This window comes from Streptomyces sp. NPDC057137 (genome assembly GCF_042670825.1).
Lineage (GTDB): Bacteria > Actinomycetota > Actinomycetes > Streptomycetales > Streptomycetaceae > Streptomyces.
On the sequence record NZ_JBHUUW010000029.1, the window covers coordinates 30,493 to 48,859 of the forward strand.

At 71.0% G+C, this 18,367-nt stretch carries 14 protein-coding genes; 9 read left to right on the forward strand and 5 right to left on the reverse strand.

Annotated elements, in window-relative coordinates; all coding sequences use genetic code 11:
• Window positions 1–82: 82 nt before the first annotated feature.
• The 4 genes from ACFT9I_RS22535 to ACFT9I_RS22550 all read right to left on the reverse strand — a co-directional run bounded on the left by ACFT9I_RS22535 (window position 83) and on the right by ACFT9I_RS22550 (window position 6,745).
• Window positions 83–802 carry a class I SAM-dependent methyltransferase gene (locus ACFT9I_RS22535; protein WP_382566794.1) on the reverse strand — a complete coding sequence of 240 codons (720 nt, stop codon included), beginning with the start codon at window positions 800–802 and terminating at the stop codon, window positions 83–85.
• A 47-nt stretch (window positions 803–849) separates the two neighbouring features.
• On the reverse strand, window positions 850–3,351 hold the full coding sequence (locus ACFT9I_RS22540) for a SpoIIE family protein phosphatase (RefSeq protein WP_382566796.1): 2,502 nt from the start codon (window positions 3,349–3,351) through the stop codon (window positions 850–852).
• A 146-nt stretch (window positions 3,352–3,497) separates the two neighbouring features.
• Entirely contained in the window at window positions 3,498–5,957 is a 2,460-nt protein-coding gene (locus tag ACFT9I_RS22545) for an MFS transporter (RefSeq protein WP_382566797.1), read from the reverse strand.
• 329 nt (window positions 5,958–6,286) lie between these two features.
• A complete protein-coding gene (locus tag ACFT9I_RS22550) occupies window positions 6,287–6,745 on the reverse strand; it encodes an SRPBCC family protein (protein WP_382566897.1) in 459 nt (152 codons plus the stop codon).
• Window positions 6,746–6,875: 130 nt separating this feature from the next.
• Here ACFT9I_RS22550 and ACFT9I_RS22555 point away from each other — a divergent pair, with 130 nt between their 5' ends.
• From ACFT9I_RS22555 to ACFT9I_RS22570, 4 genes are all read left to right on the forward strand, one after another.
• Complete coding sequence (locus tag ACFT9I_RS22555) at window positions 6,876–7,913, forward strand: Rv2578c family radical SAM protein (RefSeq protein ID WP_382566799.1); 1,038 nt, start codon at window positions 6,876–6,878, stop codon at window positions 7,911–7,913.
• Window positions 7,914–7,935: 22 nt separating this feature from the next.
• Window positions 7,936–8,442: an O-acetyl-ADP-ribose deacetylase gene (locus ACFT9I_RS22560; RefSeq protein WP_382566801.1), complete on the forward strand. Its 507-nt coding sequence runs from the start codon at window positions 7,936–7,938 to the stop codon at window positions 8,440–8,442.
• 364 nt (window positions 8,443–8,806) lie between these two features.
• Window positions 8,807–9,223 carry a RidA family protein gene (locus tag ACFT9I_RS22565; RefSeq protein WP_382566804.1) on the forward strand — a complete coding sequence of 139 codons (417 nt, stop codon included), beginning with the start codon at window positions 8,807–8,809 and terminating at the stop codon, window positions 9,221–9,223.
• A 3-nt stretch (window positions 9,224–9,226) separates the two neighbouring features.
• On the forward strand, window positions 9,227–9,781 hold the full coding sequence (locus ACFT9I_RS22570) for a GNAT family N-acetyltransferase (protein ID WP_382566806.1): 555 nt from the start codon (window positions 9,227–9,229) through the stop codon (window positions 9,779–9,781).
• Here the strand turns inward: ACFT9I_RS22570 and ACFT9I_RS22575 are convergent.
• Complete coding sequence (locus ACFT9I_RS22575) at window positions 9,765–10,454, reverse strand: adenylosuccinate lyase (protein ID WP_382566807.1); 690 nt, start codon at window positions 10,452–10,454, stop codon at window positions 9,765–9,767. The genes ACFT9I_RS22570 and ACFT9I_RS22575 overlap by 17 nt on opposite strands.
• Window positions 10,455–10,850: 396 nt before the next feature.
• Between ACFT9I_RS22575 and ACFT9I_RS22580 the strand changes: the two genes are divergently transcribed.
• The 5 genes from ACFT9I_RS22580 (at window position 10,851) to ACFT9I_RS22600 (ending at window position 18,367) form a co-directional block, all read left to right on the forward strand.
• Window positions 10,851–12,641, forward strand: coding sequence for a 3-hydroxyacyl-CoA dehydrogenase family protein (locus ACFT9I_RS22580; RefSeq protein WP_382566809.1), 1,791 nt, complete (start codon window positions 10,851–10,853; stop codon window positions 12,639–12,641).
• A 40-nt stretch (window positions 12,642–12,681) separates the two neighbouring features.
• Window positions 12,682–13,521: a TetR family transcriptional regulator gene (locus tag ACFT9I_RS22585; RefSeq protein ID WP_382566810.1), complete on the forward strand. Its 840-nt coding sequence runs from the start codon at window positions 12,682–12,684 to the stop codon at window positions 13,519–13,521.
• Window positions 13,522–14,005: 484 nt separating this feature from the next.
• On the forward strand, window positions 14,006–15,343 hold the full coding sequence (gene ccrA, locus ACFT9I_RS22590) for a crotonyl-CoA carboxylase/reductase (protein WP_382566812.1): 1,338 nt from the start codon (window positions 14,006–14,008) through the stop codon (window positions 15,341–15,343).
• A gap of 1 nt (window position 15,344) precedes the next feature.
• On the forward strand, window positions 15,345–17,378 hold the full coding sequence (locus tag ACFT9I_RS22595) for a protein meaA (protein WP_382566814.1): 2,034 nt from the start codon (window positions 15,345–15,347) through the stop codon (window positions 17,376–17,378).
• Window positions 17,375–18,367, forward strand: a complete 993-nt coding sequence (locus ACFT9I_RS22600) for an HpcH/HpaI aldolase/citrate lyase family protein (RefSeq protein WP_382566816.1) — start codon at window positions 17,375–17,377, stop codon at window positions 18,365–18,367. The genes ACFT9I_RS22595 and ACFT9I_RS22600 overlap by 4 nt, the downstream gene beginning before the upstream one ends.

The following is an 18,367-nucleotide window of genomic DNA, read 5'->3' on the forward strand; positions in this document are numbered from 1 at the left end:
GCAGGGGAGTTCCAGCCCGCACTGATCTCGTACGCAGCGATGGGTACGTAGCCGTCCTCCGGGGCATGCGAGCCGCGTAGCCTCAGGCGGCGGCCAGGACGAACCATCTGGCCGGCAGGTCGATCCGGGTGCCGTCGGCCAGATACTCCGTCTGGGGCAGCGTGGTGTCGCCGCTGTCGATGATCCGCAGGCCCGCCTCGCCCAGCAGCCTCGGCACCTCGTCGTCGGCGGCCCCGGCCGGCTTCAGGCCGTGGTCGAAGACCCGCCGCAGTTTCGCGGGCGGCCCGCCGGGGGCCTCCACGGCCCGCTGGAACAGGGTCTTCGAGCCCGAGGTCAGCTCCACGACGAACGCCCGGCCGCGCGTCCCCAGCAGCGCGGCCACCGCTCCGGCGACGGCGGGCCGGTCCTGCGGTTCGCTCTGGTGGATGACGGCGCGCATATAGACGTGGGTGTCACCGACCCGCTCGGAGAGCGCCCGGACCGCCTCGTGGTCCACGAGGCTGAGCTGCTCGAACTCGGCCACCTTCTCGGTGTCTGCCCGCCTGGCGTGCTCTATCGCCGCGTGCGAGAGGTCCACGCCGACCGCGTGGGCGAAGCGGGTGGCGAGATAGCGGGTCTGGGTGCCGTTGCCGCAGCCGAGGTCGACCACGGGCAGCGCCGGGTCGGCGTGCGGCAGAAGGATCTCGCAGTGCGGTACGGCCGTGAGGGAGGGGTCGGAGTCCCAGATCGCCTCGCCCGGTGCGTCGGAGGTGTCGCGCCAGTAGCTTTCCCACGAATCCCGGTAGCGCTCCGACACACCCATCTGCGTCCTCCTCGATGTGCGCCCGTGAGAGGCGAATTGACGACGCGTCAGTTTCGCGTCATGCGCGAACCCTTTCCCCCCAGCGCCTGTTCGAACCACACCGTCTTGCCCTGCGCCGTGCTGCTGCTCCCCCAGCCGCGGGCCAGCCGGCTCACGACCCGCAGCCCCCGCCCGAATTCGTCGTCGGCCGTCGCGCCCAACAGGCTCGCCGGGGCGGGTTCGTCGTCGGTGACCTCACAGAGCAGGGCGTCGTTGCGGACCAGCCGCAGTCCGACGTGGCGGATGCGGGCGTGCCGTACGGCGTTGGTGACCAGCTCGCTGACCATCAGTTCAGCGCTCTCCACGGCCCCCGGCAGATCCCAGTCGTACAGCTTGCCCCGCACCAGGCGCCGGGCCCGCGCGACCTCGCGCGGGTCGAGGGCGAGTTGCCACTCGGCGACGTCATCGTCCGGGATGCCGTTGAGCCGGGCCATCAGCAGAGCCACGTCGTCCTTGCGTCCGCCGTGGGTGTTGAGCGCGCGGATGATGGTGTCGCAGGCGTGGTCCATGGAGGCGGCGGGATGCGCGGCCGACTCGCAGAGCGCCGCCAGGCCCGCGCCGATGTCCTGGCCGCGCACCTCGACCAGGCCGTCGGTGCAGAGCACCAGCCGGTCGCCGGGATGGACCCGTACCGTCGCGGTCTCGAACGGCACTCCGCCGACACCGATGGGGGCGCCGGTCGGCAGGTCGAGCAGTTCGCTGCGGCCGTCGGCTGCGCGGACCACGACGGGCGGGATGTGCCCGGCGTTGGCGATCTGCAGCTCCGAGCGGATGGGGTCGTACACCGCGTAGAGGCAGGTCGCCAGATAGTTCTCACCCAGGCGCTGCGCCAAGTCGTCGAGGTTGCGCAGCAGTTGGGCGGGCGGCATCTCCATGGTCGCCATCGTCTGCACGGCGGTACGCAACTGGCCCATCATCGCGGCCGAGTTGAGGCCGTGCCCCATGACGTCGCCCACGACGAGCGCGGTACGTGAGCCGGGCAGTTTGACGGAGTCGAACCAGTCGCCGCCGATCCGGCCGAGGCGGGCGCCGGGCAGATAGCGGGTCGCGATGTCGCAGCCCGCCATGCGCGCGGCGACCTGCGGGAGCATGCTGTCCTGGAGAGTGTCGGCGACGTTCTCCTGATACGTGTACATCCGGGCGTTGTCGAGTACGAGACCGGCCCTGGCGGCCAGCTCGGCGCCGGTGGTGCGGTCCATGTCGTCGAAGGGCTGCCGCCCCTGACGCCGCATCAGCACCATGAAACCGAGCACCACGTCGCGCGCCTTGAGCGGCACGAGCAGCATGGAGCGGTTGTTGATGAGCGGGCGCAGGTCACGCTTCTCGAACTGCGCGGAGATCCGGTCGCCGTCCTCCTCGCTGAGCCGCGGGATGAGAACGGGTTCGCCGGTGACCATGCACTGGAAGAACGGGGTGTGTTCGGGGAAGGCGATGGCCTCGCCGACCGGCACGGTGTCGTCCCAGCGGCCCGGTTCGTCGTTGTGCTCGACCCAGACCCGGTGCCAGATGGTGGTCACGTCGGGCCGGCCGGTCGGGAAGCCCTCACCGGCCAGGACGGCGGCGCGCAGATGGGTGCCCGCGAAGTCGGCGAAGCGGGGCACGGCGGCGCTGGTGACCTCACGGATGGTGCGTGCCAGGTCGAGGGAGGAGCCGATCAGGCCGCTGACCTCGTTCAGGAACTCCAGCCGCTCGCGGACCGCCGCGTATTCGAGGTCGAGTTCGGGCGCGGGCGCCGGCACGAATGCGGGGTGGTCGTCGGGGTGGTGATCGGCGTGGTGGTGTACGAGGTCGGAGCCGGGGCCCTCGGGCTCCTTCGTACCGGACGCGCGCCCCGGCCGGCCGGGCGCACGGCGCGGCACGCCCCAGTCGGGAGTGACGGGCACCCGGTCGTGGTGGCTGAACTCCAGCACGGGGTAGCCGAGTTCGAGGACCTGGGCGACGATGCGCTCCGCGTCCGCGACGCTCATGTTCGGCAGGATGTGCGGGAGTTGGCCGGCCAGCGACTCGGCGTCCGGGAATTCGGTGTGCAGCGAGAAGCTCGGCGCGATCCGCGTGCTGTCGGCACCAGGGCCCATACGGAACTGGTCGACGTCCGCGGCGAGTACGAGATGACGGCCGGGTCCCGGACCGGCCAGCGGATAGGCCCACCACAGCACGTCGAGCCGGGGGCGCCCCTCGTCGGAGAGCCTCGCCCGGCCGGCGGTGGGGTAGGAGCTGCGCCCGTGCAGCTCCGGACCCAGTTCGTCGTACCCGTCGTACGCCTCGCCGTAGGCGTCGTTGGCGCCGTTGACCCGACCGGTCCGGTCCTCGGTGAGTGCCCCGGAGACCGGCATCAGATCGCCCGCCGGCTGCCCGACCGCGTCTTCCTTGGAATGGCCGAAAAGCCGCCGTGCGCCGCTCGACCAGTGCGACACGAGGCCGTCGGCGTCCACGACGACCACGGCAAGCGGAATCCGGCCGGTCACGGCGCGCTGCCGCCGTGACCGGAGCGGCGGAGTGCCACTGTCCATGGGTGGAAGGCTCCTTCCCCGCCGCCGGGATCTGCGGCTGTGCACCCACGGTACGGCTCCGAACACGCAATGCGCCGGGCAATGAACTAATAGGTCGTGCGCCCGCGCACGCCTAAAAGTTGACTGAAATTCAGTCAGTAGCCGGCTCAGTCCTCGTGCCCCAACTGCAGGTCCCTCTCGGTGCGTCCGCCACCCGCCATCCGCAGGACCGTGGCGACCGGCGGATAGCCCGCGGCGATCACCGTGTACTCGCCCGACGACAGGTCGACGAAGCGGAATGTTCCGTCCGCGCTCGTCGTGAGCGTGTCGACGACATTGCCCGCCGCGTCGAGCAGGGTGACGCGCGCGTCCTCGACCGGACGGCCGCCCCCGGCCCGTACGGTGCCGCGCAGTACCGCGCCGCCGGCCAGTTCGATGTCCTGCCGGGTCTCGCGCGAGGCCTGGACGCTGACGAGGAGCGCGGCGGGCCGGAAGGCGGGCGCGCTGGCCGCGAGGGTGTACTCCCCCGCCACCAACTCCGAGATGACGTAGCTGCCTTCGCGCCCGCTGCGGGTGGAGGCGACGACGTCACCGCGTACGTCGGTGAGGGTGACGGCGGCGTCGCGCACGGGTGTGCCGTCGGCGGTCAGTACGGCGCCGGCGAGGCGTCCGGCGCCGCCGAGCACCACGTCCAGCTCGACGGGGCGCTCGCCCACGGTGACGGTGACGGCCTGCGGCTGGTGCCCGCCGGCCGCGGCGATCATCACGTACGAACCGGCCCCCGGCACGCTCAGCGCGTACCGCCCGTCCTCACCACTGGCCCCGCGCCCGATCTGGGTGCCCTGTACGTCGATGAGGGTGAGGGCGGCGCGCGGGACGGTGGTGCCGTCGTGGTGCTGGACGATGCCGCAGACGGGGACGCCCGGGGTGTACGCGGGGGACGCGGCGGCACCGTTCGCGGAGACGGAGACGGAGCCGGACGTCGGGGTCGAGGACGAGGCGGCGCCGCGGGCGGCCGGGACGGCGGTGGACTCGGCGGCGGAGGCGTTGTGGGACACCAGCGGTTTCTCCTTGAGGAAGAAGGCGATGAGCAGGCCGAGCAGGAGCACCGGCACGAGGTAGAGGAAGATCCGCGGCATCGCGTCCGCGTACGCCTGGATGTAGCCGTCCCGCAGCGCGGGCGGCATCGCGTGCACCATCTGCGGCGTGATGGACTCGGCGCTCGGCAGCCCGGCCCCGGCCGGGATGCGGTCGGCGAGGGCGTCGGTGAGCCGGTCGGCGAAGAGCGTCCCGAAGATGGCGGCGCCGACGCTGCCGCCGATCTGCCGGAAGTAGGTGTTGGCGCTGGTGGCGGTGCCGAGGTCGGAGGGCTGGACGGAGTTCTGCACGGCGAGGATCAGCACCGGCATGACCAGGCCGACGCCGACGCCGAGCACGGCCTGCCAGACGCTGTATTCGAGCCGGGAGGTGTCGGTCTCCAGCTGGGACAGCAGCCACATGCCGACGGCGGAGAGCGCGGCGCCGAGGATGGGGTAGATCCGGTAGCGGCCCGTACGGCTGATGAGTTGGCCGGAGACGACGGAGGCGACGACGATGCCGCCCATCATCGGGATCATCAGCAGGCCGGACTCGGTGGCGGACGCGCCGTCGACCATCTGGAGGAAGGTCGGCAGATAACTGGCGGCGCCGAAGAGCGCGACGCCGATGACCGCGCCGACGAGACTGGTGACGTTGAAGACCGAGTCGCGGAACAGCCGCAGCGGGATGATCGGTTCGGGCGCGAAGTGTTCGACGACCACGAACAGGACCGCCGATACGACGGCGCCGGCGGCGAGGCCGAGGATGACGCGCGAGCCCCACTCGTGCTCCGTACCGCCCCAACTGGTCAGCAGCACCAGGCAGGTTGACGCGGCGGCGAGCAGTGCGGCGCCCATGATGTCGATCCGGGCCTTGCTGCGGGGCTTGGGAAGCTTCAGCACGGCGGTGACGACGGCGAGCGTGACGAGACCGAACGGGACGTTGAAGTAGAAGCACCAGCGCCAGGAGACATGGTCGGTGAAGAAGCCGCCGAGCAGCGGTCCGGCGACGGAGGCGACGCCGAAGGCGCCGCCGATGAGGCCCATGTAGCGCCCGCGTTGGCGGGGCGGCACGATGTCGGCGATGATCGCCTGCACGCCGATCATGAGTCCGCCGGCGCCGACGCCCTGGAGGGCGCGGAAGGCGATGAGTTCGTTCATCGTGCGGGACCAGCCGGCCAGGGCGGAGCCGATGACGAAGACGATGATGGCGAACTGGAAGACGCCCTTGCGGCCGAAGAGGTCGCCGAGCTTGCCGTAGATCGGCAGGCCGATGGTGGAGGTCAGCAGATACGCGGTGATCGCCCAGGACATCCGGTCCAGGCCCTGGAGCTCCCCGACGATCTTCGGCAGGGCGGTGGCGACGATCATCTGCTCCAGCGCGGCGAGCAGCATCGCGAGCATCAGCCCGAAGAAGACCAGGCGCACCCGGCGCGGGGAGAGTTCACCGCCCGGGGCGGCGGCGCCGGGGGCGGGTGGAGGCGGGTTGATCGTGGCCGGAGCGGGCACGATGGCCTGCTCGTCGTCCTTCACCAGCGTGATCCCACCCACGAATTGCTCCCCTTCGTCGCGTCTGCGCGGCGTAATTCTTCACATTGCACGCAGAGCGGGAGCAAGTTGGGCGCTTGGCGGAGAGGTGCGCGGCGCACGGAAGCACGGGGTTGTGAGGGTTGGTCAGGGGGCGCTCATCAGGGGCTTTCCCGTAACGCGTGGTGCGCGGGCGCACGTCACGCGTCACGGGGAAAACCACTCGAATCGGTGACCCCGGGGAGGTCGCGAGTAGACGCCTGGTCCGCCCCGGCCGCAGGGGACTTGACGGCCCTGGGGCGGGTCACTACGGCTCAGGGCGGCTCGGACCGGCCCCAGCCCGCAAGGACGACTCAGGACGCCTCGGGGGCCTTCTCCGTCTCGGCCGCCAGCTTCGCGAGCAGTTCGTCGTAGATACGGGCGAGCCCCTTGGGCGCGAACGTCCTCTCGAAGAAGCCGCCGATGCCGCCCGCGCCGTCCCAGACGGTGGTGACGACGGCCTTCGAACGGCCCTCGCCCGCCGGGGTGACCACCCAGGTGGTGACCATCGAGGAGTTGCGGTCCTTCTCCACGAGCTGCCCGTCGGTGGGCTCGGCGACCTCAAGGAGGCAGTCGCGGACGCGCTTGCTGGTCGCCTGGAGCTTCCAGTGGACGAGCGTCCCCTCGCCGTCGCCGCCCTCGCGGACCTCGTACTCGCTGAAGTGCGCGGGCAGCACCTTCGGGCGGATGTCCTGGTAGTCCGCCAGCGCGTCGAACACCGTCTCCGGGTCCGCCGCGATGATCCGCTCCGTCGTGGCTTCGACCTGCGCCATGGCTTCCTCCAGCATTCGGTTCTCCGGGCGGCCAGCCAACCATCTCCACGAGGCGCGCCCAAATCCGGGGTTGCATCGATCATGGGAACACGTGTTCTATTCTGTGGTCAGTACAACTGAGGAGGCGCACATGCGCTGGGACAATCTGGCCGAGAACCCCATATCGGCCCGCGACGCCGCGCTCTTCGGTACGGACGTGGTGACCACCAGGACCTTCGACACCCCCGAATTCCGGGGCATCACCTTCCACGAGATCCGCGCCCGTTCGATCGTGAACCGGGTGCCGGGCGCGTCCCGGATGCCCTTCGAGTGGACGGTCAATCCGTACCGGGGGTGCTCACACGCTTGCGTGTACTGCTTCGCCCGCAAGACGCACAGCTATCTGGACCTCGACACCGGCATCGGCTTCGACTCGCAGATCGTCGTCAAGATCAACGCGCCGGAACTGCTGCGGCGCCAGCTCGCGTCACGCCGCTGGCAGGGCGCGCACATCGCGATGGGCACGAACGTCGACTGCTACCAGCGGGCCGAGGGCCGCTACCGGCTGATGCCGGGCATCATCTCGGCGCTGCGCGACCGCGCGAACCCCTTCTCCATCCTGACGAAGGGCACGCTGATCCTGCGCGACCTCGAACTGCTGCGGCAGGCCGCCCAGGTCACGGACGTGGGCGTGTCCGTCTCCGTCGGCTTCACCGACCAGGAGCTGTGGCGCACGGTGGAGCCGGGCACACCCTCGCCGGAACGCCGGCTGGACGCGGTCCGCACGCTGACGGACAGCGGCATAGCCTGCGGGGTCCTGATGGCCCCCGTCATCCCCTTCCTCGGCGACAGCGCGGACCAACTGCGCGCCACGGTGCGGGCGATAGCGGCGTCCGGGGCGACATCGGTGACCCCGCTGGTGCTGCATCTGCGGCCGGGCGCGCGCGAGTGGTTCATGCAGTGGCTGGCGGAGCACCACGCGTATCTGGTGCCGCGGTACGAGCGGCTGTACGCGGAGGGTGCGTACGCGCCGAAGTGGTACCAGCGCCGCATCACCCGCCAGGTCCACGAACTGGCGGACGAGTTCGGCATCGGCCCGGCGGGGCGGGCGGGCCGGCGGCGCGTCCTGGTTCCGGAGACGCCTGATGTGGCGCCGGAGCCGGGGCCGACACAGCTGACGCTGTTGTAGTGCCGGGTGCGATCATCCCGGTATGACAGTGATCGAGGTCGTACAGGGCGACATCACACGCCAGGACACGGACGCCATCGTCAACGCGGCGAACGAGTCGCTGCTCGGCGGGGGCGGCGTGGACGGCGCGATCCACTGGGCGGCGGGCCCCCGCCTCGCCGAGGCGGGCGCGGCGATCGCGCCGTGCGCCCGCGGCGACGCGAAGGCGACACCGAGCTTCGACCTCCCCCCGCCGATCCGCCATGTGATCCACACGGTGGGCCCGACCTGGAAGGGCGGCGACCGCGGCGAGCCGGACACCCTGGCCTCCTGCTACCGCCGCTGCCTGGAGGTGGCGGACGAACTGGGCGCCAGGAGCGTCGCGTTCCCGGCGATCTCGACGGGCATCTTCGCCTTCCCACCGGACCGGGCGGCCCGCATCGCGATCGACACGCTCAGGTCGACGCGGACGTCCGTGGAACGGATCAGGCTGATGGCGTTCGACGCGGACTCGTTCCGCCTGCTGACGGCGGCGCTCGCGACGGGGTAGGGCGCCGCGCCGGGGCCCGGGGGGTGGATGGCCGGGTGGCGCGGCTCTTGGGCCGCGCTTGTCCTCAATCGCCGGACAGGCTGCAGATGCAGCCCGTCCGACCCCCGCGAACGAACCGCCCGCCGGGCGGGCATTTTCAGCCCGTCCGGCGTTTGAGGACGAACCGGCCACCGGACGGACCCGGTGCTACCAACTCGGCCTGGCCCCCGGCCGGGTGGCAGACCGACGGCATCCACCCGCCACGGATCAGCGGCGCGCGGCGGTTGGATGCCGCCGGCGTCCACCCTCCCGGCGGCTCCGACCGGCACACCCCGCCGGCGAAAAGCCCTCGTCGCGTGGTGGGCACGTCCGCGAGGATGGCCGCATGACTCGACTCACTCACGTGCACTCCCCCGCCGGCGTCGCCCCCGGCAACGGCTACAGCCACGTCGTCTGGGGCACCGGCCGCTTCGTCGCCGTGTCCGGGCAGTGTGCCTTCGACGCCGACGGCGAGATCGTCGGCGAAGGGGACGCCGGGGCCCAGGCGCGGCAGGTGTTCGAGAATCTGCGGCGCTGTCTCGCCGAGGCGGGCGCCTCCTTCGACGACGTCGTGAAGCTGACGTACTTCGTGACCGACGTCGCGCACCTCCCCGCCGTGCGCGTCGCGCGCGACGAGGTGATCGACACCGCGCGGCCCCCGGCCAGCTCCGCCGTCCAGGTGGCCGCGCTGTTCCGGCCCGAACTGCTCGTCGAGATCGAGGCGTTCGCGATCGTCGGGGAAGACGTCGGCGAGGGCGCCTGAGCCATGGGGCTTCTCATCCGGGCGATGACCGTCGACGACTGCGACGCCGTCGCCGCCGTGCGGATCGGCGGCTGGCGGTGGGCGTACGCCGGGATGATGCCGCAGGCGTACCTCGACGCGATGAGCGTCGAGGAGGAAGCGGCCCGCCAACGCGACCGGCTCACCGACAGCGAAAGCACCGAAAGCACCGAAAACACCAACCGCACCGTCGTGAACCTCGTCGCCGAGCGCGACGGCACGCTGGTCGGATGGGGCTGCTTCGGCCCCCGCCGGGACCAGGACGTGCCCGACACCGCCGGTGAGCTGTACGCCCTGTACGTACGGCCGGAGCACGTCTCCACCGGCGTCGGCCGCGCGCTGACGGAGGCGATCGTGGAGCGCGCCACGACGGACGGTCTCGATCGGCTGGTGCTCTGGGTGTTGCGGGAGAACACCCGCGCCAGGCGCTTCTACGAAAAGGCCGGTTTCCTACCTGACGGCGCGCGGGAACCCTTCGAGGTCGGCGGTGTCTCCGTGCCCGAGGTGCGCTACGCCCGTTCCCTCACGCGAGCCGGCTGAGCGCCTCCGAAGCCGCGCCGGACAGCCGGGGATGCGCGCGGGCCGCCCTGAGCAGGGTCAGCGCGCGCCTGTCCCCCAGCCGCCCCAGGCCCTCGACGCACGCGAGCGCCACCCGCCAGTGGGTCTCGTCCGGCGCCAGCAGCCGCTCCAGCGTCGCGACCAGGGCGGGTACGGACTCCGGCGCCCGTAGCTCGGCGAGCAGCCGCACCGCGTGGAGCGCGTACGCGGTGCGCAGCACGTTCGTGGCGAGCGCGGCGGCGGCGCGCGCCGTACGCGGGTCGGCCAGCCGGGCCAGCGCGCGGGCGGCGGACACGCAGCGCTCGGGATCCCGGTGGTTCAGGAGCAGCACCAGCGCCTCGAAGGCGCGCCGGTCGCCCGCGCAGCCGAGCCGGAAGGCGGCGATCTCCCTTGCCCACAGGGGGTGTTGGGGGGCGACGAGGACGTCGGCCAGTTCCTCGTGGTTCTCGGTGGCGATCAGCCGCCGGTACGTGGCCGAGTCACCGGACTCGTCCCGTACCCGGTCGGCCAGTGCGCGCAAGTCCTCGTCCGTGACGGCCTGTTGGGCACGGGGGGTGACCGACGCGCGGGGCCTGGTCACCCCCGCCGCCTCGGCCGCCTCCGACACCGTCCCCGCCGTATCCGCAGGTCCTGCCTGCCGTTCCAGCTCGTTCATGCGGGGCAGAGTATCCGCGCTGTGTGTCCGTGAGGATGCTCTCCGTGACCGACGGGACCGGGAACGGCCGGTTTCCGCCGGTGACGTACCGCACATCTCCCCAGGGCTGGCGCGCTCATTACCCACCGGTTAACCTCAAGTGAGCGGGAAACCCCCGCGGCTCCCGGCGGCCTGGTGACGCAGCCACCGTGAGTGCCCGTCGGTTCGGCAACACGTGGTTCGACAGCAGCACGCGGTGCGACAGCACCGCACGGCGCGACTCCGGGACAGGGTCCGCCAGTTCTCACCTCTCCACGCCATCGACTCTCCACGCCATCGACGCACGCGCGGCCCGCGGCATTCGGCCGTCGCGCACCTGTCCCCTCTTCAGTCGTCACTCACCCCTGGAGTCCCGTGATGGACATCCCTCTCTCCACCATCGCCGTCGTCGGTCTCGGCACGATGGGGACCGGTATCGCCGAGGTCCTCGCCCACGCCGGCCGCGAGGTCATCGGCATCGACATCGACGAGATCGCCACCGCCCAGTCGGTCGCCGCGCTCGAAGCGTCCACCGCGCGCGCCGTGGAGCGCGGACGGATCACCGAGGAGGAGCGGCGCGGCATGCTCACCCGGTTCCGTACCTTCACCGATCTCCAGGCCGCCGCGGACGCCGATCTCGTCATCGAGGTCGTCCCGGAGTCGTACGAGATCAAGCAGCAGGTCTTCCGCGCGCTGGACGGGATCGTCGGCCCGGCCACCATCCTGGCCACCGGCACGAACGCCCTGTCGGTGACCCGGCTCGCCGCCGACTCCTCGCATCCCGAGCGGGTGCTCGGCATGCACTTCTTCAACCCCGCCCCCGCGATGAAGCTGGTCGAGGTCGTGTCGTCCGTGCTGACCGCGCCGGCGGCCGTCACCGCCGTCACCGCGCTGGCGCGCGAGCTGGGCAAGGAGCCCGTCGCGGTGGGCGACCGGCCCGGTTTCGTCGCCGACGGGCTGCTCTTCGGCTATCTGAACCAGGCCGCCGCGATGTACGAGGCCAAGTACGCGACGCGCGAGGACATCGACGCCGCGATGCGCCTCGGCTGCGGTCTGCCGATGGGCCCGCTGGCGCTGCTCGACCTGATCGGCGTCGACACCGCCCGTACGGTCCTGGAGGCCATGTACGCCGCGTCGCGCGACCGGCTGCACGCCCCTGCGCCGGTCCTCAGACAGCTCAGCGAGGCCGGGCTGACCGGCCGTAAGTCGGGGCGCGGCTTCTACACGTACGAGGCGCCGGGCAGCGGCACGGTGGTGCGTGACGCGCTGACCCCGCTGGACGGAGGGAGCGGCGCGCGCGGCGACCGGCCCGCCGTCCGCTCGGTCGGCGTCGCCGGCTCGGGAACGATGGCGAGCGGTATCGCCGAGGTCTTCGCCAAGGCGGGTTACGTCGTGGTCCTCGCGGCCCGCAGCCAGGAGAAGGCGGACGCGGCCAAGGCACGCGTGGCCAAGTCCCTGGGCCGTTCCGTCGACAAGGGGCGGCTGACCGGGGAGGCGCGCGACGACGCCCTGGCGCGGATCACACCGGCCGGCTCGCTCGACGCGTTCGACGACGTGGATCTCGCCGTCGAGGCCGTCGTCGAGGACCTGGAGGTCAAGCGGCAGCTGTTCGCGACGCTGGACAAGGTCTGCAAGCCGGGTGCCGTGCTGGCCACCACGACGTCGTCGCTGCCGGTCGTCGCCTGCGCCCGCGCCACCACACGCCCGCAGGACGTCGTCGGCATGCACTTCTTCAACCCGGCTCCCGCCATGAAGCTGGTCGAGGTGGTCCGTACCGTCCTCACCTCGGACGACGTCCACGCGACGGTCCGCGAGGTCTGCGCGACGATCCGCAAGCACCCGGTGGACTGCGGCGACCGGGCCGGTTTCATCGTGAACGCGCTGCTGTTCCCGTATCTGAACAACGCGATCAAGATGGTGCAGGAGCACTACGCGACGCTGGACGACATCGACGCGGCGATGAAGCTGGGCGGCGGCTATCCGATGGGGCCGTTCGAGCTGTTGGACGTGGTCGGTCTGGACGTCTCGCTGGCCATCGAGCGGGTCCTGCACCGCGAGTTCCGCGACCCGGGGCTGGCACCGGCGCCGCTGCTGGAACACCTGGTGGCGGCGGGCTGCCTGGGCCGTAAGACGGGGCGCGGCTTCCGTGAATACGCGGCCCGGCGATAGGGCCTCCGAGCCGCCCCCGCAGGCGCGCTCTCCTGCACGGATGCAGTACGTTCGGGGCATGGCTCAGCCCGCTGACTCCGCCCGACGGCCCGCCCGTACGAACCCGACGACCGACGCGCCGGAGAGCGCCGCCGGCGGCCGCGCGGCGGCCCAGCGGCTCAAGATGCGCCGGGAACTGTCGGCGGCGGCCATGGAGTTGTTCTCGACCAAGGGGTACGAGGCGACGACCGTCGACGAGATCGCGGCGGCGGCCGGGGTCGCGCGGCGGACGTTCTTCCGGCACTTCCGTTCCAAGGAAGAGGCGATCTTCCCCGACCACGACGACACCCTCGTCCGCGCGGAAGCCGTCCTGAACGCGGCGCCCGCGCACGAGCATCCGCTCGACACCGTGTGCCGGGGCATCAAGGAAGTCATGCGGATGTACGCGGCTTCGCCGACCCTGTCGGTGGCGCGCTACCAGCTCACCCGTGAGGTGCCCACGCTGCGCGAGGCCGAGATCGCCTCGGTGGCCCGCTACGAACGTCTCTTCACCCGCTATCTGCTGGGCCATTTCGACGAGCACGACCACCCGGACGGCAACGACGACCCGCTGCTCGCCGAGGTGGCCGCGTCCGCCGTCGTCACCGCGCACAACCATGTGCTGCGGCGGTGGCTGCGCGCCGACGGCCAGGGTGATGTGGAGACACAGCTCGACCACGCCTTCGCGATCGTCCGTGACACGTTCGGCTCGGGCATCGGCGCGGGCCGGACCATGGGCGGCGCCGAGCGGCCGGCGGCCACGGTGAGCACCAGCGGCGAGGTCCTGGTGGCGGTAGCCCGTACCGACGCGCCGCTGGACGAGGTCATGCGCACGATCAAGCAGGCACTCAAGGACGCGTGACGTCGGAGCTGTTGCCGGAGACGCAACCGCGCCGGTAACACGGCTCGTGCGACATGCCCTCGGTGACACGCCTCCACTGAGACACCCCGCCGCCAATCGGCCACTTATGGTGACATTTCACCTCACAGAGTGGACCGATGGTGCTCATGCGTGCCTCACGGATGACAACTGAGACCAATTCTTGGCACGCAGTGCCTTGTCCTATGACACGGCGTGCCATACGTTGTGGGTGTCCGGGCGGCCGGCGTACCGAGACCTCTCGTACGCCGGCTGTCCCCGCAAGCCCCCCGGCCTGTGTGCCCGGACGCCTGCGTCACAGGCATTCCGCACGCCCACCCGGCGTCGCCACGCACCACCCCGCGTCGAACCACGCGCCGAACCGACGGCACACCTCCATCGCACCACGCGCACAGCGCGACCCCTCGTCCCATCCCTCAGGGACCTGTTCAGCGTTCCCGCAACACGCTTCGCCGGAGGCCACACCGTGAAGGACATCCTGGACGCCATCCAGTCGCCGGACAGCACGTCCGCCGACTTCGCCGCACTGCCCATGCCCGAGACGTACCGCGCGGTGACCGTGCACAAGGACGAGACCGACATGTTCGCCGGTCTCGACTCCCACGAGAAGGACCCGCGCAAGTCACTCCACCTCGACGACGTGCCGGTGCCCGAACTCGGCCCCGGCGAGGCGCTGGTGGCGGTCATGGCCAGCTCGGTCAACTACAACTCCGTCTGGACCTCGATCTTCGAGCCGATGTCGACCTTCGGCTTCCTGGAGCGCTACGGAAAGCTCAGCGAGCTGTCCAGGCGGCACGACCTGCCCTACCACGTCATCGGCTCCGACCTGGCCGGGGTGGTGCTGCGCACCGGACCGGGCGTCAACACCTGGCACCCGGGCGACGAGGTCGTCGCGCACTGTCTCTCCGTGGAGTTGGAGAGTTCGGACGGGCACAACGACACGATGCTCGACCCCGAGCAGCGCATCTGGGGCTTCGAGACCAACTTCGGCGGTCTGGCCGAGATCGCGCTCGTGAAGTCCAACCAGCTGATGCCCAAGGCCGCGCACCTGAGCTGGGAGGAGGCCGCCGCCCCCGGCCTGGTCAACTCCACCGCGTACCGCCAGTTGGTGTCGCGCAACGGTGCCGGGATGAAGCAGGGCGACAACGTGCTGATCTGGGGGGCGAGCGGCGGACTCGGCTCGTACGCCACCCAGTTCGCGCTCGCGGGCGGCGCCAACCCGGTCTGTGTGGTCTCCAGCGACCACAAGGCGGAGATCTGCCGGCGCATGGGCGCCGAGGCGATCATCGACCGCACCGCCGACGACTACCGGTTCTGGCGGGACGAGCACCACCAGGACCCGCGCGAGTGGAAGCGGTTCGGCAAGCGCATCCGCGAGCTGACCGGCGGCGAGGACGTCGACATCGTCTTCGAGCACCCGGGCCGGGAGACCTTCGGCGCCAGCGTGTACGTCACGCGCAAGGGCGGCACGATCGTCACCTGCGCCTCGACGTCCGGCTACACCCACGAGTACGACAACCGCTATCTGTGGATGTCGCTGAAGCGGATCATCGGCTCGCACTTCGCCAACTACCGCGAGGCGTGGGAGGCCAACCGGCTCGTCGGCAAGGGCAAGATCCACCCGACGCTGTCGAAGGTGTACCCCCTGGAGGAGACCGGCCAGGCCGCGTACGACGTGCACAGCAACCGGCACCAGGGCAAGGTCGGCGTGCTCGCGCTGGCGCCCCGCGAGGGCCTGGGTGTCAGCGACCCGGAGACGCGCGCGCAGCACATCGACGCCATCAACCGCTTCCGGGACGTGTGACATGCCGGAAGCGGAGACCGGCAGCGGCAGGGGCCCCAAGGACCGGCCGTGGCTCATGCGGACGTACGCCGGCCACTCGACCGCCGAGGCGTCCAACGCGCTGTACCGCAACAACCTCGCCAAGGGCCAGACCGGTCTCTCCGTCGCCTTCGACCTGCCGACGCAGACGGGTTACGACCCCGACCACGTCCTCGCGCGCGGCGAGGTCGGCCGGGTCGGTGTGCCCGTCTCCCATCTCGGCGACATGCGGCGGCTGTTCCAGGACATCCCGCTCGACCGGATGAACACCTCGATGACCATCAACGCCACGGCCATGTGGCTGCTGGCGCTCTACCAGGTGGTCGCCGAGGAGCAGGGCGCGGACCGCGATCTGCTGCAGGGGACGACGCAGAACGACATCGTGAAGGAGTACCTGTCGCGCGGGACGCATGTCTTCCCGCCGGTGCCCTCGCTGCGGCTGACCACCGACATGATCACGTACACGGTGGCGCACATCCCCAGGTGGAACCCGATCAACATCTGCAGCTACCACCTCCAGGAGGCGGGGGCCACCCCGGTCCAGGAGATCGCCTACGCGATGTCGACGGCGATCGCCGTCCTGGACGCGGTGCGCGACAGCGGGCAGGTGCCGGCGGCACGGTTCGGTGATGTCGTCGCCCGTATCTCGTTCTTCGTGAACGCCGGGGTGCGCTTCATCGAGGAGATGTGCAAGATGCGCGCCTTCGGCCGCATCTGGGACCAGGTCACCCGCGAGCGGTACGGCGTGACCGACGAGAAGCAGCGGCGCTTCCGTTACGGCGTCCAGGTCAACTCGCTCGGTCTGACGGAGGCGCAGCCGGAGAACAACGTCCAGCGCATCGTGCTGGAGATGCTGGGCGTGACGCTCTCCAAGGACGCGCGGGCCCGCGCCGTACAACTCCCGGCATGGAACGAGGCGTTGGGGCTCCCCCGGCCGTGGGACCAGCAGTGGTCGCTGCGGATGCAGCAGGTACTCGCCCTGGAGAGCGACCTGTTGGAGTACGAGGACATCTTCGCCGGGTCGCACGTCGTGGAGGCGAAGGTGGCGTCGCTCGTCACGGACTCGCTGGCGGAGATGGACCGGATCGAGAAGATGGGCGGCGCGATGGCGGCCGTCGAGTCCGGCTATCTGAAGTCGCGGCTGGTCTCCTCGCACGCCGAGCACCGGGCCCGGATCGAGTCGGGCGAGGAGAAGATCGTCGGCGTCAACTGCTTCGAGTCGACCGAGCCCAATCCGCTGACCGCCGATCTGGACACCGCGATCATGACGGTCGATCCGGCGAACGAGGCACGGGTGGTGGCCGCGCTGCGGGAGTGGCGGGCGGACCGCGACGACGCGCGGGCGAGCGCGTCGCTGGCCGCCCTGAAGCAGGCCGCGGCCGGCACCGACAATCTGATGGCGGCGACCGTGGAGTGCGCGCGGGCCGGCGTGACGACCGGCGAGTGGTCCTTCGCGCTGCGGGACGTCTTCGGCGAGTTCCGGGCGCCGACGGGGGTGGGCGGCGCGCCGGTCGCGGTCGCCGCCGAGGCGGGGACACCGCTCGCCGCCGTACGGAGCAAGGTGGACCGGACAGCCGCCGAACTGGGCTCGGGGCGGCTGCGGCTGCTGGTGGGCAAGCCGGGTCTGGACGGGCACTCCAACGGGGCCGAGCAGATCGCCGTACGCGCGCGGGACGCCGGGTTCGAGGTGGTCTACCAGGGCATCAGGCTGACGCCCGAACAGATCGTGAACGCCGCCGTCGCCGAGGACGTGCACTGCGTCGGCCTGTCGATCCTGTCCGGCTCGCACGCCGCGCTGGTGCCGGACGTGCTGGGCCGGCTGCGGGAGGCGGGGGCCGGGGACATCCCGGTGATCGTCGGCGGGATCATCCCGAGCGCCGACGCCGCGGTGCTGCGGGACGCCGGAGTGGCCGCCGTATTCACCCCGAAGGACTTCGGGATCACCGAGATCATCGGTCGTATCGTCGACGAGATCCGTCACGCCAACAAGCTCGACCCCCTGGAGGTCTCCACATGACCACGTCGCCGCAGTCAACCGCGCCGGAAACGCCCGCGAACAGGCTCCGGCCCCGCCGGTCGTGCCTGGCGGTCCCCGGCTCGAACCCGCGCTTCCTGGAGAAGGCCCAGGGGCTCCCCGCCGACCAGGTCTTCCTCGACCTGGAGGACGCCTGCGCGCCGCTCGCCAAGGAGGGCGCCCGGCACACCGTCGTCGACGCGCTGAACAAGGGTGACTGGACGGGCAAGACCCGGGTCGTACGCGTCAACGACTGGACGACGCACTGGACTTACCGTGACGTGATCACGGTCGTCGAGGGCGCCGGCCACAATCTCGACTGCCTCATGCTGCCCAAGGTCCAGGACGCGCAGCAGGTGGTGACGCTCGATCTGCTGCTCACCCAGATCGAGAAGACGATGGGCTTCGAGGTCGGCCGGATCGGTATCGAGGCGCAGATCGAGAACGCCAAGGGCCTGGTGAACGTGGACGAGATCGCGGCCTCGTCGCCGCGGCTGGAGACCATCGTGTTCGGCCCCGCCGACTTCATGGCGTCGATCAACATGAAGACGCTGGTGGTCGGCCAGCAGCCGCCCGGTTACGGCGCCGACGCGTACCACTACATCCTGATGCGGATCCTGATGGCGGCCCGTACGCACGATCTCCAGGCGATCGACGGGCCGTTCCTCCAGATCCGGGACGTGGACGCGTTCCGTGAGGTGGCGGGCCGCGCCGCCGCGCTCGGTTTCGACGGCAAGTGGGTGCTGCACCCGGGCCAGATCGACGCCGCGAACGAGATCTTCTCGCCGTCGCAGGAGGACTACGACCACGCGGAGCTGATCCTCGACGCGTACGACTACGCGACGTCCGAGGCGGGCGGCAAGAAGGGGTCGGCGATGCTCGGCGACGAGATGATCGACGAGGCGAGCCGCAAGATGGCGCTCGTGGTCTCCGGCAAGGGACGGGCCGCCGGTCTGCGGCGCACCTCGACGTTCGAAGCCCCGGAGGCGTGA

Coding starts and splice junctions, on each gene's coding strand:
- ACFT9I_RS22535 (WP_382566794.1), bottom strand. CDS start 802: ATGGGTGTGTCGGAGCGCTACCGGGATTCGTGGGAAAGCTACTGGCGC.
- ACFT9I_RS22540 (WP_382566796.1), bottom strand. CDS start 3,351: ATGGACAGTGGCACTCCGCCGCTCCGGTCACGGCGGCAGCGCGCCGTG.
- ACFT9I_RS22550 (WP_382566897.1), bottom strand. CDS start 6,745: ATGGCGCAGGTCGAAGCCACGACGGAGCGGATCATCGCGGCGGACCCG.
- ACFT9I_RS22555 (WP_382566799.1), top strand. CDS start 6,876: ATGCGCTGGGACAATCTGGCCGAGAACCCCATATCGGCCCGCGACGCC.
- ACFT9I_RS22560 (WP_382566801.1), top strand. CDS start 7,936: ATGACAGTGATCGAGGTCGTACAGGGCGACATCACACGCCAGGACACG.
- ACFT9I_RS22565 (WP_382566804.1), top strand. CDS start 8,807: ATGACTCGACTCACTCACGTGCACTCCCCCGCCGGCGTCGCCCCCGGC.
- ACFT9I_RS22570 (WP_382566806.1), top strand. CDS start 9,227: ATGGGGCTTCTCATCCGGGCGATGACCGTCGACGACTGCGACGCCGTC.
- ACFT9I_RS22575 (WP_382566807.1), bottom strand. CDS start 10,454: ATGAACGAGCTGGAACGGCAGGCAGGACCTGCGGATACGGCGGGGACG.
- ACFT9I_RS22580 (WP_382566809.1), top strand. CDS start 10,851: ATGGACATCCCTCTCTCCACCATCGCCGTCGTCGGTCTCGGCACGATG.
- ACFT9I_RS22585 (WP_382566810.1), top strand. CDS start 12,682: ATGCAGTACGTTCGGGGCATGGCTCAGCCCGCTGACTCCGCCCGACGG.
- ACFT9I_RS22595 (WP_382566814.1), top strand. CDS start 15,345: ATGCCGGAAGCGGAGACCGGCAGCGGCAGGGGCCCCAAGGACCGGCCG.
- ACFT9I_RS22600 (WP_382566816.1), top strand. CDS start 17,375: ATGACCACGTCGCCGCAGTCAACCGCGCCGGAAACGCCCGCGAACAGG.